Origin of the sequence: Peribacillus sp. NPDC096540, assembly GCF_050278525.1 — a bacterium.
Lineage (GTDB): Bacteria > Bacillota > Bacilli > Bacillales > DSM-1321 > Peribacillus.
The window spans coordinates 57,153-73,777 of sequence record NZ_JBNNTG010000002.1 but is presented as its reverse complement, the minus strand read 5'-3'; the positions used below and the strand labels follow the sequence as shown (position 1 = coordinate 73,777).

Annotated in this window: 18 protein-coding genes and 1 pseudogene; 8 read left to right on the top strand and 11 right to left on the bottom strand. The window is 37.7% G+C overall.

Annotated features, from left to right (window positions below):
* The first annotated feature begins 4 nt into the window (after positions 1-4).
* Both ACQKMR_RS02400 and ACQKMR_RS02395 read left to right on the top strand, forming a co-directional pair.
* Positions 5-157 (top strand): hypothetical protein, encoded by a 153-nt coding sequence (locus ACQKMR_RS02400; protein ID WP_427695857.1) that lies wholly within the window; start codon positions 5-7, stop codon positions 155-157.
* Positions 157-348, top strand: coding sequence for a DUF3813 domain-containing protein (locus ACQKMR_RS02395; protein ID WP_427695856.1), 192 nt, complete (start codon positions 157-159; stop codon positions 346-348). Before ACQKMR_RS02400 ends, ACQKMR_RS02395 begins: the two co-directional genes overlap by 1 nt.
* Before the next feature lie 40 nt (positions 349-388).
* Here ACQKMR_RS02395 and ACQKMR_RS02390 read toward each other — a convergent pair whose 3' ends face one another.
* Together ACQKMR_RS02390 and ACQKMR_RS02385 are read right to left on the bottom strand one after the other, a co-directional pair.
* A complete protein-coding gene (locus tag ACQKMR_RS02390; RefSeq protein WP_427695855.1) occupies positions 389-637 on the bottom strand; it encodes a KGG domain-containing protein in 249 nt (82 codons plus the stop codon).
* Between the two features lie 141 nt (positions 638-778).
* Entirely contained in the window at positions 779-1,621 is an 843-nt protein-coding gene (locus ACQKMR_RS02385) for a YitT family protein (RefSeq protein ID WP_427695854.1), read from the bottom strand.
* Between the two features lie 153 nt (positions 1,622-1,774).
* Between ACQKMR_RS02385 and ACQKMR_RS02380 the strand changes: the two genes are divergently transcribed.
* The 3 genes from ACQKMR_RS02380 (at position 1,775) to ACQKMR_RS02370 (ending at position 3,455) form a co-directional block, all read left to right on the top strand.
* Positions 1,775-2,641: a DegV family protein gene (locus ACQKMR_RS02380; protein WP_427695853.1), complete on the top strand. Its 867-nt coding sequence runs from the start codon at positions 1,775-1,777 to the stop codon at positions 2,639-2,641.
* A 68-nt stretch (positions 2,642-2,709) separates the two neighbouring features.
* Positions 2,710-2,841, top strand: coding sequence for a DUF3941 domain-containing protein (locus ACQKMR_RS02375; protein ID WP_427695852.1), 132 nt, complete (start codon positions 2,710-2,712; stop codon positions 2,839-2,841).
* Between the two features lie 122 nt (positions 2,842-2,963).
* On the top strand, positions 2,964-3,455 hold the full coding sequence (locus ACQKMR_RS02370) for a YajQ family cyclic di-GMP-binding protein (RefSeq protein WP_427695851.1): 492 nt from the start codon (positions 2,964-2,966) through the stop codon (positions 3,453-3,455).
* A 403-nt stretch (positions 3,456-3,858) separates the two neighbouring features.
* Here ACQKMR_RS02370 and ACQKMR_RS02365 read toward each other — a convergent pair.
* The 5 genes and pseudogenes from ACQKMR_RS02365 to ACQKMR_RS02345 form a co-directional block, all read right to left on the bottom strand.
* A pseudogene (locus ACQKMR_RS02365) lies at positions 3,859-4,218 on the bottom strand (transposase); the annotation flags it as partial.
* Positions 4,219-4,521: 303 nt separating this feature from the next.
* On the bottom strand, positions 4,522-4,749 hold the full coding sequence (locus tag ACQKMR_RS02360) for a hypothetical protein (RefSeq protein ID WP_427695850.1): 228 nt from the start codon (positions 4,747-4,749) through the stop codon (positions 4,522-4,524).
* Entirely contained in the window at positions 4,750-5,070 is a 321-nt protein-coding gene (locus tag ACQKMR_RS02355) for a YbjQ family protein (protein ID WP_427695849.1), read from the bottom strand.
* Between the two features lie 55 nt (positions 5,071-5,125).
* Positions 5,126-6,052: an alpha/beta hydrolase family protein gene (locus ACQKMR_RS02350; RefSeq protein ID WP_427695848.1), complete on the bottom strand. Its 927-nt coding sequence runs from the start codon at positions 6,050-6,052 to the stop codon at positions 5,126-5,128.
* A 101-nt stretch (positions 6,053-6,153) separates the two neighbouring features.
* The gene (locus ACQKMR_RS02345) at positions 6,154-6,381 is read right to left on the bottom strand and encodes a hypothetical protein (RefSeq protein WP_427695847.1); all 228 of its coding nucleotides are present in this window, start codon (positions 6,379-6,381) and stop codon (positions 6,154-6,156) included.
* 222 nt (positions 6,382-6,603) lie between these two features.
* Between ACQKMR_RS02345 and ACQKMR_RS02340 the strand changes: the two genes are divergently transcribed.
* Together ACQKMR_RS02340 and ACQKMR_RS02335 are read left to right on the top strand one after the other, a co-directional pair.
* Complete coding sequence (locus tag ACQKMR_RS02340) at positions 6,604-7,473, top strand: SDR family oxidoreductase (protein ID WP_427695846.1); 870 nt, start codon at positions 6,604-6,606, stop codon at positions 7,471-7,473.
* Between the two features lie 117 nt (positions 7,474-7,590).
* Entirely contained in the window at positions 7,591-8,379 is a 789-nt protein-coding gene (locus ACQKMR_RS02335; RefSeq protein WP_427695845.1) for an MBL fold metallo-hydrolase, read from the top strand.
* Between the two features lie 36 nt (positions 8,380-8,415).
* Here the strand turns inward: ACQKMR_RS02335 and ACQKMR_RS02330 are convergent, their stop codons facing one another.
* The 4 genes from ACQKMR_RS02330 to ACQKMR_RS02315 form a co-directional block, all read right to left on the bottom strand.
* Positions 8,416-9,459, bottom strand: a complete 1,044-nt coding sequence (locus ACQKMR_RS02330) for a LacI family DNA-binding transcriptional regulator (protein ID WP_427695844.1) — start codon at positions 9,457-9,459, stop codon at positions 8,416-8,418.
* A gap of 336 nt (positions 9,460-9,795) precedes the next feature.
* Positions 9,796-11,445 (bottom strand): glycoside hydrolase family 13 protein, encoded by a 1,650-nt coding sequence (locus ACQKMR_RS02325; RefSeq protein WP_427695843.1) that lies wholly within the window; start codon positions 11,443-11,445, stop codon positions 9,796-9,798.
* Between the two features lie 79 nt (positions 11,446-11,524).
* Complete coding sequence (locus ACQKMR_RS02320; RefSeq protein WP_427695842.1) at positions 11,525-13,060, bottom strand: alpha-amylase family glycosyl hydrolase; 1,536 nt, start codon at positions 13,058-13,060, stop codon at positions 11,525-11,527.
* Positions 13,061-13,210: 150 nt separating this feature from the next.
* Positions 13,211-14,455: an extracellular solute-binding protein gene (locus ACQKMR_RS02315; protein ID WP_427695841.1), complete on the bottom strand. Its 1,245-nt coding sequence runs from the start codon at positions 14,453-14,455 to the stop codon at positions 13,211-13,213.
* A 399-nt stretch (positions 14,456-14,854) separates the two neighbouring features.
* Here ACQKMR_RS02315 and ACQKMR_RS02310 point away from each other — a divergent pair, with 399 nt between their 5' ends.
* Entirely contained in the window at positions 14,855-16,606 is a 1,752-nt protein-coding gene (locus ACQKMR_RS02310; protein WP_427695840.1) for a glycoside hydrolase family 13 protein, read from the top strand.
* Positions 16,607-16,625: the final 19 nt, after the last annotated feature.

The following is a 16,625-nucleotide window of genomic DNA, read 5'->3' as shown; positions in this document are numbered from 1 at the left end:
AAGAATGGGTAAAAGCAGTAAATCTAAACGATTTGTACAGCAAGGCAAAGATAGTGTTGCCAAGCATGCCGCAAGAATCCCTTATCACACCACGTTTGCAGAAGCTGAAAAAGACAGATTGAGAATTATGTCTGAACAAAGTTATGGTGGCTTCTAATGGGAAACAAATTATTCCAGAAAGCTAGAGAATTTGTAGAAGAAGCTCTCCACTCTGAGCATGATGGTGACCAGCAAAAAACTGAGGAAATCGCTAAAAATGCTCTTTCATCGGCTTTTGCCAATACGAATAATGTCGAAAAAGAACAATTGCGAGAACTTCAAGAAGAACTGGAAAACCACTCAAAATAAGTAAAAGCCTCCAGAATCCTGGAGGCTTTTACTTACTTTATTAATCGTTATTTGCTTTTCCACCTTTTTTACCGATTATTTTATAAAAATCTTTTCCATGAGAATCGGATGTGGCCTCTCCTCCCTTTTGTCCAATCTCTTGATAGAATTCTTTATCATGGTTGTCCGATGTAGCTGCGCCGCCTTTTTGTCCAATCTCCTGGTAGAAATCCTTATCGTGATTTTTCGAAGTGGCTTTCCCACCTTTACGTCCTGCTTCTTCTCTACTCATTTTTTCGTTGTTAGTCATTACTATCACTCCTTATTAAGAGATTTTATATTGGCGCTACATTATTAGAATTAGCCGATTTGTACTGGAAATAAACGTAAAACTCCGCCATAACTCCATTTGTCATAGAAGTGTAATGACCCTAACTTTTTGTTAATATTCTCATTCTCTCCGAAAGGTACCAACAATTCCAGAAGTTTCTATGATATTGGTAAAAGCATGTGGATCAACTTCTTTAATGATCCCTTCCAGATCATACAGTTCATATCTTGTAATGACTATCAACAGCATTTCCTTACTCTCGTTTGTAAACGCTCCTTTTGCCGGTAACCTTGTAATACCTCGAACTAACTTAGCATGAATTGCCTGTTTAAGTTCTTCGCTTTTCTTTGTAATAATCATCGCTGTAAGCTTTTCATGACGTGTATGTATCGCGTCCACCACACGGGTTGATGTGTAAAGCGTAACAAGTGTATATAATGCTTTTTCCGGCCCATAAACAGCACCTGCCGTTACAATAATCACTCCATTTAACAGAAATAAATAAGTACCAACAGGCTTATCTTTCTTCCGTGAAAGAAGCATCGCGATAATATCCATCCCGCCTGTTGATGCCCCGAACTTCAAGGTAATCCCAACTCCTACTGCAGCTATAACTCCGCCAAACACCGCATTCAATAATATGTCCGGTGACCAGCGGGTAATTGGAATGATTTCCATGAAAAGAGACATTAAGATAACACTGAGAAAGCTATAAAAGGTAAAGGACTTTCCAACTTTTCTCCAAGCAAGTATGGTTACTGGGATATTTAATAAAAGTAATAGAATCCCTGTCGATATATTAAAAGGTGCAAAAGATCCTATAATCCTTGATAGGAGCTGTGCCACCCCAGTAAAGCCACTCGCATATACGTTAGCCGGGATTAAGAAAAAGTTCATCGCGATGGAATTCAATAATGCACCAACTATTACTATGAGAATTTTCTTTATTTCACTTTTATACATCCTAAAAACCTCCATTTCACCCTTATCCTATTATCTTTTTACCCTTAATTATTTATTCTATTTATGAAGAGATTGAAATTTTGCCGTTACGTGCTACACTAAAAAGAGTAAACAGTCATTTACTAAAATTTGTAAAAAGAAAGCAGGTGTATTATGGCTATCACAATTCTTGCAGATAGTGCATGTGATTTGCCATTGTCTTTCTATAAGGAAAACAATGTATCATTAATCCCTTTACAAGTTCATCTTGATGGGGAAAATTATGAAGACCTACTTACCATTAATTCTCATGAAGTCTATCAGGCGATGATTGAAGGAAAAGCTCCAAAAACATCGCAAGCTTCTCCGGAATACTTTATAGAACTTTTCACACAGTTTGCTAAGGAGAAAAAACAAGGCATCTATATTGCATTTTCCTCTGAGTTATCAGGAACTTATCAAACAGCTGTGATGATTCATAATCAGGTAAAAGAAGAATACCCTGACCTGGACATGGAAATCGTTAATACGAAATGTGCGTCAATGGGAGTCGGGTTAATTGTTAAAAAAGCAGCCGAATTAGCTGCAAGCGGTGCGTCTAAAGAAGAGATTTTAGCTGACATCGAATTCCGCATTCAGCATATGGAACATCTATTCACAGTAGATAACCTTGAATACTTAGCTCGTGGCGGACGTATATCCAAAACATCTGCCCTTGTTGGCGGATTATTAAACATTAAACCGTTATTACATGTTGAAGAAGGAAAGCTAGTTCCACTCGAAAAGATACGCGGTAAAAAGAAATTGATTAAACGAGTTATCGAATTAATGCATGAACGAGGCAAAAGTTTGACAACCCAAACGATAGCTATCAGTCATGGTGACGATGTAGAAACCGCATTGGAGTGGAAGGAAGCTATACAACATGAATTTGGAACAACCAAGTTTATGATTCATTCAATTGGTTCCGTTATTGGTGCACATGCGGGTCCTGGTACAATTGCTCTCTTCTTCTTAAACGATACCCCTGCGAAATCATAAACATACATACTCCCTTTCATAATTGTGAACAATATATATTGATCATGATTATGAAAGGGAGTTTTATTATGTCAAAAACAATTGATAACAATAAAAGACCAAAAGATAACCAAGCTATAAATACTGAAAAAAATATCGCTTATCAGGAAAACCTCGAAGCAGGAAAGCACTCTTATTCGAAGAAAACGGACCATAAGTGAGGCGGGGGCTGTCCCCCGCTTTTTTTATATGCAGTTGCCGATTTACATATACAGCCTATATGGTTGTCTTCCTATCCTACTTTCTCTATAATAAAGGAAATAAACCCTGCTGGAGGTAAGTGATGGCAAAGGAAAATTCATTCGATATTGTATCCAAAGTAGACTTTTCAGAAGTAACAAACGCAGTTACTATGGCAATGAAAGAAATTCAGACCCGTTATGATTTTAAAGGAAGCATAAGTAGCATCACCATTGATAAAGAGGACTTAGTTTTAGTATCTGACGATGAGTATAAACTCGATCAATTAAAGGATGTTCTCATTAGTAAGCTCATTAAACGAGACGTACCTATTAAGAACCTGGACTACGGAAAATTAGAGGGCGCTACTGGTGGTACTATTCGCCAACGGGCTAAGCTCATTCAAGGCATCGATAAGGAACAAGCGAAAAAAATCAATACCATCATTAAAAACAGCGGTCTTAAAGTGAAAAGTCAAATTCAAGATGACCAAATCCGTGTAACCGGAAAAAACAGGGATGACCTGCAAGGTATTATCTCTGCCATCCGAGGCGCTGACCTATCCATTGATGTACAATTTTTAAATTACCGCTAATATGTGAGGCTCACCCACTATGTAACGGGTTCTCTTTATGGGGACAAACTGGTAAAAAGATACGCAAAATCGCAACTTTTTCAACAAGGGATAAGCATATGGATTTGGTGCAATAAAGGTGTACCACATGGTTCTCCCTTTAGCAAAATAAAAACCACGATTTTTACAAAAAACGTGGTTCAGAGTGTAGACAATAAGGTTTCGGAATGGTCTCATTCCGAAACCTTTTTGATTTTTTGTTGGATTTGAAGCAGCATAGAGAATAGTTGACCTCTCCAAGGTCATTATTTAGGCCATTTCTGGCCCTCGCCAAGTCCAGGTGGCCATCTTCTTTAAAATCTTCGTGATGGCGAAGATAATCTGCTTCTTCCACGTATTCTTGCCAAATGTGACGTGTCACTAACAGGTCTGTATCTTTAAAGCGACGCTCGTAGTTTTTTCCAAAGGTAGAGAAGTGAGGTACTTTATCATGAAAGCCGTAACCTAAGAACCAACGATAGGCCATGTTCGTATCTATCTCTTCAATGGTCTTTCGCATCGAGCGAATACCGAAGGTATATTGAATGAATGTCAGTTTAACTAAAATAACTGGATCAATACTTGGGCGTCCTACCTCTGAATACATATCCTTCACCAAGTCATAAATGAAAGAGAAGTCAATGGCGGCCTCAATTTTTCGAACCAAATGGTTCGCTTGCACCAGTTGATCTAAAGTAATCATTTCAAGTTGATCTCGCTGAATAGAATCATGTTTAGAAAGCATCCTCATCACCTCAAGTTTTAATACTTCCATTTTAAAACAAAAAAGACTGTAGGCAAAAGAAGTTCTATCTAAATTTTATAACAAAGTTGATTGGAGCGGAAGGTGCGAGACTCCTGCGGGAAAAGCGCGTCTAGGGGAGACCCCGCAGGCGCAAGCCGAGGAGGCTCCCGGACCGCCCGCGGAAAGCGAGTGCCCTACGTTCCAATCAACGTTTAAATTGTACAAGCCAAAAAAACTGTAGGCAAACTCGATTTTTACAAAAAACGTGGTTTTTTCGATATTTAAATTTCCTTGCATTTGCAATTATTTATCTTTTTTATAAAAGCGTTCACCTGAATCAGGATTATAATACACTCTTGTTTTTTCGCCAGTTACAGGGTCGATATTTATTTCTTCTGTCAATTGAAAACCATCAGGGACTTTTGCACCGTGATTACGATTAAACCGTTTGTCATAGATAAAATATCCAAGCAATATGCATATGATAATTATTATTACTTCTAAGACATAAAGGCCTATGACGAATTTCATTTATATTGTCTCCACAACAACAGCAGTTCCATATGCCACAATTTCACTCATATTTTTGCCAATTTCTCCAGAATCAAATCTCATCATTACAATTGCATTTGCACCCATTTGATTAGCATTTTTAATCATACGGTCCAAAGCTTCTTTTCTCGAATCTTCAAGCATAGCTGTATATTGTTTAATTTCTCCGCCTACTAGGGATTTTAACCCTGCCATAATATCACCGCCGATGCCTCTGCTTCTTACAATTAGACCAAATACAGGTCCTTTTACTTCAACAATTTTGTAACCTTCAATTTTTTCTGTGGTAACTACCAACACATTAATCGCCTCCAGCTTATTTACTTTGGTATTTTAAAACTTCACTTGATATTTCCTAAACTGAAAGAATCCATTCGGAAACATCTTTAATAACTTGCTTATCTATTCGTTGTGCAACCTTATACTCTTTTTTTGCTTTTAGTATTTCTCCATAAACAGAGGGCATAAACAAATGATTTAAGTTTGGATAAAGTTTAAATGTTACATTTCGTGTATCACCCAATAATTTTTTGTAACCATCAAAATCTTTTTCTACTGATACTTGGAAATCTTTATCTCCTTGCAAAATTAATACTGGTTTATCCAATGCTTTGAGATAATTGGTAGATGGATGTTCACCCATTTCTTTTAAGTAGTAAGCCCTAACATATTTCCCCAAAACTTTGGTTGATTTTGCTTCTTCGTCACTTAGATTATAGATGTTGTTGAATTTGGATGATAATGCTGCTATTTGTTTTCTAGCAATCATTTTCAAAAACATATTCAATGAATTTAAAACATCGTTATTTTGGTTCATTATAATTTCTTCTAATTTGCGGGGCGACCCAGCCATAATTATGATTCCAGCGAAGTTTCCACCTTCTGCATCAATTCTTGGAGCCAACATACCTCCCATACTATGACCTATAATAAATATTTTGTTTCCATCAATATGTGAATCCTTTCGTAAAAAGTTAGCTGCTAGGATAGCATCTTCAATTGTTTCTTCTTTAACTGATAATCCAGTATCGTTTCTCATTTCTTTGCCGTATACGAATGTTCTCTTGTCATATCGTAGCACTGCAATTCCTCTTTCCGCCAAGGCTTCAGCTAGGTCTTTAAAAGGATAATTATTTCCGATTTTTTCATCCATATTACTTGGACCAGAGCCGTGAACCAAAACAACCGCAGGAAGCAATCCATTAGTTTCATCAGGAATGGTCAACATTCCATTAAGTGGGTACTTTGTTCCAACACCTATTACAATTTTTTCATTTGTCATTCTGTTACCTCCATCAAATACTAAACAATAATAATTATTTTTGCTACATATATTCCCTTTTTTAATAAATACAAAATACCTACATTCCTAAAGATACATTGTTAATTCTTCTGTATAGGTTTGAAAGGTTTATCCCTTTTTTTTGCCATAGAAAAATCCCCTCCCAGATAGACTGTTAAGAACATTTTATCAAGCTCTCTTTTTTCTTGTCTACCTGTAGGGGATAATACCACACCCACTATGGGTGGGTCTTTTTTATGTTTTTTTAGGACTCTCTTCAGTCCTTTTCCGAATGCATCTCCTTCAGGGAATATGGAAATGCTATTCATGTTCCCATATATCCGAAGAATCCCATATACTTTTTACTTAGACATTTTGCATTTCTTCTAGGCTTTTTACAGGTCTTATATAATAAATGATTTAATTTATCGTTTTAAGTTAAAGAAATGAAGGATTTACGCAAGATTTATTCCATTGGTTATTTTTACCATGTTTTCGTATTTCAAGCAAGGAATAAAAATAGTGTAAATAATTAAACAGGAGGGGTTTTAATGACTAGTCAAAACCAAAATAAACAAGGATTTCCACCGCAGCATCAACAGCATCAGCCTGGCGTGGAAACAAAAATGAATCCGAACCCCGCGTCGGTTAAATCAGAATATAAAGGAAGCGACAAATTAAAAGGGAAAACCGCAATCATAACTGGCGGAGATAGCGGAATAGGTAAATCCGTCGCTATCTATTTTGCAAAAGAAGGGGCTAATGTTGCAATTGCATACTTAGATGAACATCAAGATGCTAAAACGACAAAAGAATTGGTCGAAAAAGAGGGACAGAAATGTTTACTCATTTCCGGAGATATTGGCGATGAAGCCTTTTGTCAGGACGTCGTCAATAAAACTGTCCATGAGTTCGGCGGTTTGGATATTCTAGTCAACAACGCAGGAGAACAACACGTGCAGACAAGCATCCTTGATATTTCAGCTGAACAATTAGAAAAAACGTTCAGTACTAATATCTTCTCGATGTTTCATTTGACAAAGGCTGCATTGAAACATCTCAAAAAAGGAAGCAGCATCATTAATACAACCTCTATTACAGCCTACCAAGGTAATCCAAAATTAATCGATTACTCATCAACTAAAGGCGCGATTTTAGCATTCACAAGAGCACTTTCGAATTCTATTTCAAAAGATGGAATCAGAGTTAATGGTGTTGCTCCAGGTCCAATCTGGACACCACTAATTCCTGCCTCTTTTGGAGAAGAAGATGTTGCCAAATTCGGTCAAAATACCCCTATGGGCCGCGCAGGCCAGCCAGAAGAATTAGCACCTGCCTACGTATATCTGGCAAGCGATGATTCATCCTATGTCAGCGGACAAGTTATCCATGTAAACGGTGGTTCCGTTGTAAATGGATAATGAAATAAACTTCAAAAGCAGTGGTTTTTGCAAAAGAAATCCACTGTTTTTTTCATTATTTAAGAAGGATTCTGACTGAACATATAGAAATCTAGGTCTAAGTGAGGAGTGATTTTCTTGACGAACATTGTGGATCCATGGTTTACCGTTCAAGAATTAGACTCGAAAACGTTTGCGATCAGTGAATATGGCCATTGGGAGAAGGTACATTCCTTTTTACTGTTGGGAGAGAACCAGGCTGCCTTAATTGATACAGGGTTAGGCATAGATACGATTAAACGGATAACGGACCAGTTAACAGATCTTCCTATTATCGTCCTGACGACACATGTGCATGCAGATCATATTGGGAGTCACGGTGATTTTGATATTATTTATGTTCATAATGATGATGCCGACTGGCTGATTAACGGTATAAAAGGATTGTCATTGAAACAAATAAGAAAAGATATGTCTCGCGATATCACCATACCCACCCCAGAATTATTTGATCCTTTTACATACAAGCCATACCAAGGGAATCCTGATAAGCTCCTTTCAGATGGGGATACTATCGATATAGGAAACCGAATCTTAGGTATTTTTCACACACCGGGGCATTCCCCGGGACACATCTCAATTTTAGATTATAAAACAGGATATTTATTTACCGGTGATTTACTTTATTCTGAGACTCCAATTTACGCCTTTTATCCCTCAACAGACCCCATAGACCTTGTTAATTCATTGGAAAAAATCGCCAAGATCAAAGGAGTTACCAAAATCTATGGAGGACATAACCAACTCGGTCTCGAACCAAAGATTCTTAATGAAGTCCTGGAAGCTGTTCAATATCTTAGAGAGAATAAACTAGCCAAACATGGAACTGGTGTACATACATTCAAAAGCTTCAGCGTACAATTTTAATAAAAGAGCATCGCTTTTACACAATGCTCTTTTCGTTTAATAAGTCATAGCCATTGCTTCTTGCTTTATTGGTCTGCAAGAATGTCTTTCCACAAAATGATGGGGAATTATGGACCCTGCCGGAGTATCACCATTCTGTAATTTTTGAATGATGCTTTTAGCGGCCTGATATCCTAAATCGAAAATGTTAATATCTACTGAAGTTAAGGCAGGTAGTGATAGCTCAGAGAAAAGAACATTATTAAAGCTGACAATTGACATTTCCTCAGGAGTCCGAACTCCCATCTGTCGAAGAGAATGGACGACTCCTAGTGCCATTAAATCATCACTGACGACCAGAGCTGTTGGCGGCTCGTCAATCGATAGTAATCTTTTTGCCGCTGCTAGTCCACCTTCATGTAAAAAGTCCTCATGTATAGTATATTCCCTTCTTGGAACGATACCAGCCCTTTTCAATGCACGTTCATATCCTAATAAACGATTGAGAGTCATCACAAAGGTTACATCTCCCCCAATGAATCCAATCCTTTCATGGCCTAATTGAATGAGATAGTCTGTTGCCTGTTCGGCTGCCAAGACATTATCGTTATCAACATACGTTATCTCCTCAATAAAATCATAGGGTTTCCCAATGATAACAAACGGAAAAGCTCTTGCTTGTAAATAGGTTAGAATGTGATCATTCATCCTTGAATACATAAGGATAATTCCGTCCACCATTCCCCCTTGAACCATATTCACGACCCCTTCGTAGACTTCCTCCTCTGTTTTCCCTGTGCTTAGTAACAGAGAGTAATGCTCTTCCTGAGCCCCTTCACTAAGACCCTGAAGGATAGCCGGGAAAAATGGATTTTGATAAAAAACGTTTGACGAACTTGGTAACACCAATCCAATAATCCTTGTTGATTGATTAGCAAGACTACGTGCAATGAAGTTTGGATGATATCCTAACTTTTCCATTGCCTTACGAACTCGTACCTTTGTTTTTTCACTTATCCGAGGATTATTTGCAATCACTCGAGAAACTGTTGAAGGAGCAACATTCGCCAGTTGTGCCACATCTTTTATCGTGACGGCCATGCGTTTCCCCTCTCCCCTCTTTAGCCTTTATTGACTTCATTCAAAAAAAGGTGAAAACCAATAAACACTTTTCTAATATTTTTATAATTATACATTTGCATGTATCTATAATACACTCAATTCGATAGTTATATCCATACTTTTTTAACTGTTTTCAATATCTTTCAGAAAATACATACTTTTTTGTTTATTCGTCTTATTAATAATTAAAAAGAAGCTGATTTAAGATCAGCTTCTAAAAAATAGCAAGTGTCTTTTGGAGAAGATAGAAGTCAGACGACTAACAATACTGGGTTTATAGCTTATTTCCATTAAACTCCAGAAAGGTATTAAAGGCTAATAACGATAAATTCTAGTTTCATATGGTCGTAAATTAACCATTGATTCTTCCGGACAATCTTCATAATTCGCTAACAAAAGTTCCATTTTCCCCCAGTAAGATAGATCAATTTGGTGATGATTTGTGCTAAAGTTGCATACAATCTTGGCTGAATCACCATTCATATTTCTTGTATAAATATAAAGTTCAGGATGGTCTTCCCATAATAATTCATATTCTCCGTAAACAAAAACCGGATGTTTTTTTCGAAGTTCAATCATCTTTTTGTAAAAATGATAAATTGAAGATGCATTATTCTTCTGCTGTTCTACGTTAATGGCCCGATAATTGGAGTTGACCTTCATCCACGGTGTGCCATCCGTAAACCCACCATTTTTCTTATCGTTCCATTGCATCGGTGTTCTAGAATTATCACGGCCGCTATGCCATATGATGTGCATGATTTCATCATGTGAACGACCTTTGGAGGTCTCAATCCGGTAAAAATTTTTCATTCCGACATCATCATAATCATCAATCGAATCAAATTGGACATTCGTCATACCTATTTCCTGACCTTGATAAATAAACGGAGTCCCTTGCATGAAGAAGTATAGGGCTCCAAGCATTTTCGCACTCTCCAACCAATATTGATGATCATTTCCCCATGTCGATACACTTCTTGGTTGGTCGTGATTTTCAAAAAACAAAGCATTCCATCCTTTGTTTTGCAGCCCTTTTTGCCATTTGGTCATGGTACGTTTTAAACCATTAACGTCAACATTCTGATTCTGTCCACGATTCCAAAGTCCAAGGTGTTCGAATTGAAAAATCATATTGAACTTTCCATTCACTTCTCCGACCCACTCTTCCGCCTGCTCAATCCTGACACCATTGGCCTCACCGACCGTCATGATATCATACTTAGAAAAGGTCTCATCTTTTAATTCCTGCAGATAATCCAGAATCCCTTCCTGATTGGTATGCATTTCAAAGGCAGGTACATACTGATGCCAATACGGATTAGGCATATCCGGTAGGCCATCGCGTTTATGAATATGTGTGATTGCATCAATTCGAAAGCCATCAATACCTTTATCAAGCCACCAATTAACCATTTTATACAGAGCCTGTCGTACATCTGTGTTTTTCCAGTTTAAGTCTGGCTGCTTTTCAGCAAATAGGTGTAAATAGAATTGATTGGTTAATTCATCGAATTTCCAAGCACTTCCGGAAAAAATACTTTCCCAATTATTCGGTTCCCGACCGTCTTGGCCATCCCTCCAAACATACCAATCTCGTTTCGGATTATTTCTCGAGGAACGTGACTCCACGAACCATGGGTGTTCGTCACTTGTATGGTTCAAAACAAGATCAAGTATCACTTTCATGCCACGTTGGTGGACCTCTTTCAACAGAAGTTCAATGTCTTCATTCGAACCAAACTCTTCAGAAACTGCCTGATAATCACTAATATCATAGCCGTTATCTGCATTGGGTGACTTATAAAATGGACAAATCCAAATAACATCGATTCCCAGTTCCTGCAGATAATCTAGCTTTGAAATTAAGCCCCTTAAATCTCCCACTCCATCACCATTACTATCCATAAAGCTACGGGGATAGACTTGATAACAAACCGCTTCTTTCCACCAGGTCTTATTCATGTTGTAACCTCCCGATTCTGTTTTCCACAAAGCCAAGGGGACAATGTTTTGCAGCTACCAAAAATCGAGAGGTATATGATTATTTTGGCTGGTTTCGTTTTGAACGTTTAATAACCAAAGCAATAAATATACCAAAAATAACAAGAACCAATCCTATAACAAACAGGTAAGGAATATTTATAATCGACTTAGGTGATAGTGTGTAGACTTCTGTCGTCTCCCTGTCGATTACGATTGAGTAGCTGTTGTCCTTACTACGGACCAGATCCCCATTCAGCATACCTCTCAACTCTTTATTCTTTTCAAGTTCCTTATCAGTGAGGATTATCGATTGAGTTTCAGTCGTATTATTCATGGCGACAACTATTGTTTCATCACCATAGACCCGCTTGAATACCGATGTTCCACCCTTTTCATATAAAAGCTCCATATCCCCTTTTGTCAAAGCAGGATACATGCCTCTAAGTTCAGAAAGCTTCGTTATATAATCCACTAATTCCTGTTCCGTCTTGAAATTCATCAATTTATGATTGTCAGGGGCCTTATCGCCGTTTAAGGCAATTTCCGATCCATAAAATACGATTGGTACTCCTGGCATCGTATAAAGATATGATAACGCCATTTTCCACCGTGTTCCGGGGTTTTCATTATGGTCGGCTGCATCCTTCGTAAAACGAGGCATGTTCTGAGTATCCATAAACAAGGCTTGCGAACCTTTGCTCTCACTTACATCTTCACTTCTCACAAATGCATCGAACAACGGGTTTAAATCTTTATCGGGCGCAGCAAATGTCTTCTTTAACTCAGCATTTTGTGGATAAGCCATAAAAGCATCGATACCCGTTTTCTTATAGCTTGATATCAATTCGGCATCACCTTGAACATCGCCAATTGTATAGAAATTTGATTTTTCAGACTTGACTGTTTCGACAAAATCCTTCCAGAAACCTTTTGCTACGTACTGGACTTTGTTCAGACGGTACCCATCAATATCAGTTTCCTTAATCCACCATTTGGCAGCATCAAGCAAATAATCTCGCGTTTCCTTGTTATCCTGATTCAAATCCGGAAGGCCATCAATCCAGGCTGTTTCCAAATCTTCCTGATTACTATCATTAGAAATCTCTTTTTCTTCATGGAACCAGTCTTGTTTATCAGGATCATTTAACCAAGAATGATTAGGTCCCACATTATTGGCCTGAAAGTCAATAATTACTTTGATATCACGGTTATGAGCCTCATTCACAAGTTTTTTAAATTCTTTAATCGTACCGTAGTGTTCATCTGTTTTATAAAAATCGTTCACCCAATCCCCATGATAGCCATTTTCTTCATTAGCAAAAATCGGCGATAGGATGATAGCGGTATATCCCATATCCTTTAAATAATTTAGTTTCTTCGTAACACCTTCAAAATCTCCACCATTAAAAGCAGAAGGATTATTTACATCCGCATCCCCATTATTTTTTGTATTACTATCGAAAAATCGGTCGATCATTAATGAATATACTATTTCGTCCTTCCATGTTCGTTGTTCTTTTTCAGCTGCTCCTACTGGAATGGCGTAAAAAAGAAGCAACGGAATTAAAGCGAGTGATAACACTCTTTTTCTCATATCCGCTCTCCTCCTAGCTATCTCTTTACGCCTTTAAGATTAGCCTTTTGCCCCCTTAACGTCAAATCCAAATTATTTAAATCTTTACACTAAAGGGACAAAATGGAGATGCAAATGAACGTTGTCGAATTGGAAAAAGTAAATTCGCAATTAATATTGTTTTTTTATCGTCTTTACTGCTCCATCTAAGGCCTTTTTCGGCTTTGACTTTACAGAAGCTATCTCTTTCAAGGCAGAATTCATCGGCCCCCATACTTCATTCATTTCCGGTATATTCGGCACAGGTTCGGCATATTGTAATTGTATGCTTAAGGCTTGTGCTCTTTCATTTTCATTGATTGCTTCATTGTGCATGATTGATTTTACAGGAGGTATTTCGCCTGTTTTTTCATAGCGGAGCATTGCATATTTATCTTTTGTCAAAAATTCTACTAACTTTGTAGACCAGTAAGGATATTTTGTGAAGGCTGTTACATGCCAGCCTTTGATATCCATGAACGTTTTCAACGGCTGGCCATTTGGCAATACAGGCAATGGCGCCACCCCTGTATCCTTCCTATCAGGAAGGGTACTACCTATACTTATGAAAGAAGCCAATTCCCCTTCTATAAACAACTTCTCTATCGCTGCTACATCCCCTTTTGGGATCATATCTGCTTTATACCATTTTTGAATATACCTAGCACCCTTTACAGCACTTTTATTATTTAATCCAATTTTCGTAGGATCTAGATTCCCATCTTTTTCTTTAAATACATAACCGCCCATCCCGGCCATTATTCCATACGCATCATAAAAGTCATTCCATTCAGCATAGAAACCATATACTTTTCCTTTTCTCAATTCCTTTGCCTTTTTATATAAATCATCCATCGTTTCAGGAACGTTAGCCATTAATTTTTTGTTGTAAATTAAAACAGAGGTTACAGCGGACTTTGGAAGTCCAAAAACCTTTCCTTGATACATTTCTGCTCGGATTGAGGATTCAATAAAGGTGTTTAGTACATCTTTATTCACCTTCACTTCCTGAATCAGACCTTCTTTCACAATCTGCCCGACCTTTTCATGCGAAAAAGTCACTACATCTGGAGCTTTCCCGATTGGCCCATTGCGACGAAGTTGGTCATACATCTCATTAGCCATTTCTAGTTCTTTATACTCAACCTTGATACCGTATTTCTTTTCAAATGCTTCAATCGCCGGCTTTAGACCATTTGCTTTACCTTTTTCCTCCCAAACGATCAATTTTTCAGGTTTCGCTTCATTCGTGTCTTCTTTTTCGATTTTTTTATTTTCTTTTACTATTTTACTTTCCAATTCTGAACTGGATTCACAAGCACTTCCAATAACAATCAAGAACATGGACATGAATAAATGAAAAATCAACTTCTTCACTTTCATTCTCCTTTTTAAAATGTTTATTCTATCATGTCCAAAAGCACCAGATTGTTTACACCGCAGTTTGCCAGCCCATCCAATCGAATAAAGTTTTTTAAAAATGAAAGCGGCACCAAATCCTACTGTTATCATTATATGAAAGGCTTCGACTTTTACAACATTTTCCTATATCTATTTATTTTCTTGTAGTGATGAGTACTTTTTGTTATTTTTTAATTAATAGGTGCTTTTTTCTATTAATTGGGTATATAACCATATTGGAAAAATAGCAGTTAATACTGCTTAAAATACGTGGCTAATTTTGACTACATATAGAAAACCTCATAACAGCCTAAAATTCCCTGTTCCCAAAATTAATTTCCTCAAATACTCTTTTAAGAATTGGAGTGGTTTTCTATGGAACGTTCATCCATCCATCATAGAGCTAATGACAATTACGCTTATACCACCAACGCTGAAACTCTTCATATCCGACTTCGTACAAAAAAACAGGATATCTCATACGCCGGACTTATTTTTGGAGACCCATATATTTCGGATAAAGGACAATGGCAGCATGAAGAAAAACCAATGAGTCTTTCCGGCAGCGATAGCCATTATGATTATTGGCATATTTATGTGAAGCCTCCTTATCGAAGGATTCGGTATGGATTTAAAGTTCTCTCCGGAGATGAAGAAGTCGTTTACACGGAAAAGGGATTCTTTAATGAACCTCCAAATGACCCCGGGAGCTATTTCGCTATCCCCTATCTTCATCAAAATGAAGTATTTGGGGCACCAGAATGGGTCAAAGATACTGTTTGGTATCAAATATTCCCCGAACGCTTTGCGAACGGAAACCCTAACAACGATCCTGAAGGTGCAAAACCTTGGGGCAGTGAAGACCCGACCGTAGATAATTTTTTTGGTGGAGACTTCGAAGGAATCATTGAACACCTTGATTATTTAGAGGAGCTTGGCATTAATGGAATCTATTTTACGCCTATCTTCCTAGCATACTCTAACCATAAATACGATACGATTGATTATCGGGAAATTGATCCGCAATTCGGAACAAAGGAGACTTTGAAAACACTAGTCGAGGAATGCCATAAACGGAATATCCGTGTCATGCTGGATGCCGTTTTTAACCATAGTGGATACTACTTTCCACCTTTTCAGGATCTCCTTGAAAAAGGTGAGAACTCGGAATATAAGGATTGGTTTCATCCTCACAGTTTTCCTCTAAAGGGAGGGGAAAGACCTAATTATGAAACATTCGGTTTTTTTGAATCGATGCCAAAATTGAATACAGCCAATCCTGACGTAAAAAAATATCTGCTCGAAGTCTCAACTTATTGGATTGAGGAATTCGATATAGACGGCTGGAGACTCGATGTAGCCAATGAAGTTGATCAACCATTCTGGCGTGAATTCCGAAGAACGGTGAAAGATATCAAGCCTGATCTTTATATTCTCGGTGAAATTTGGCACGACTCCATGCCGTGGCTACGCGGTGATCAGTTTGATGCCGTCATGAATTACCCATTTACTAACCATGTTTTCCGCCTGGTCGCTTCGCAAACCATTCATGCGCGCCAGTTTATCGAGGAAATGACAACTGTCTATCAAAGTTATCCCACTAATGTTTTTGACGTGATGTTCAATCTTCTCGGTAGTCATGATACACCTAGGATTTTCACGGATTGTGGGGAAGATGTAGCTCGAGCCAAGCTCATCCACACTATCTTACTGACTTTCAATGGCAGTCCCTGTATATATTATGGAGATGAAATTGGCTTAACCGGAGGCCAAGATCCAGGTTGTCGCAAATGTATGGTTTGGGAAGAAGAAAAACAGAATAGGGAGCTTTTTAATGAAATTAAAGCTTTAATTCTGTTACGAAAAGAGGAACGATTACTTGCAAATGATGGAAAGTTTAAATTCCTTGATACAACCAGAAACGAAAATATAGTTGCCTATCAAAAGTACAACGATGCTCGTTCTGTCGTGATACTAATTAATCCTACGGATGTCCAGCAAACATTTACGCTTCCTTTTGATTTGGAAGGCCGTTCACTTACAGATTTAAGGACAAAAGAAACAACGAAGGATAGTCAATTTAAAATGGATGGCTATCAATATAAAATTCTCGCATTTAATCACTGAGGAAAGAGAAACGGGGCAA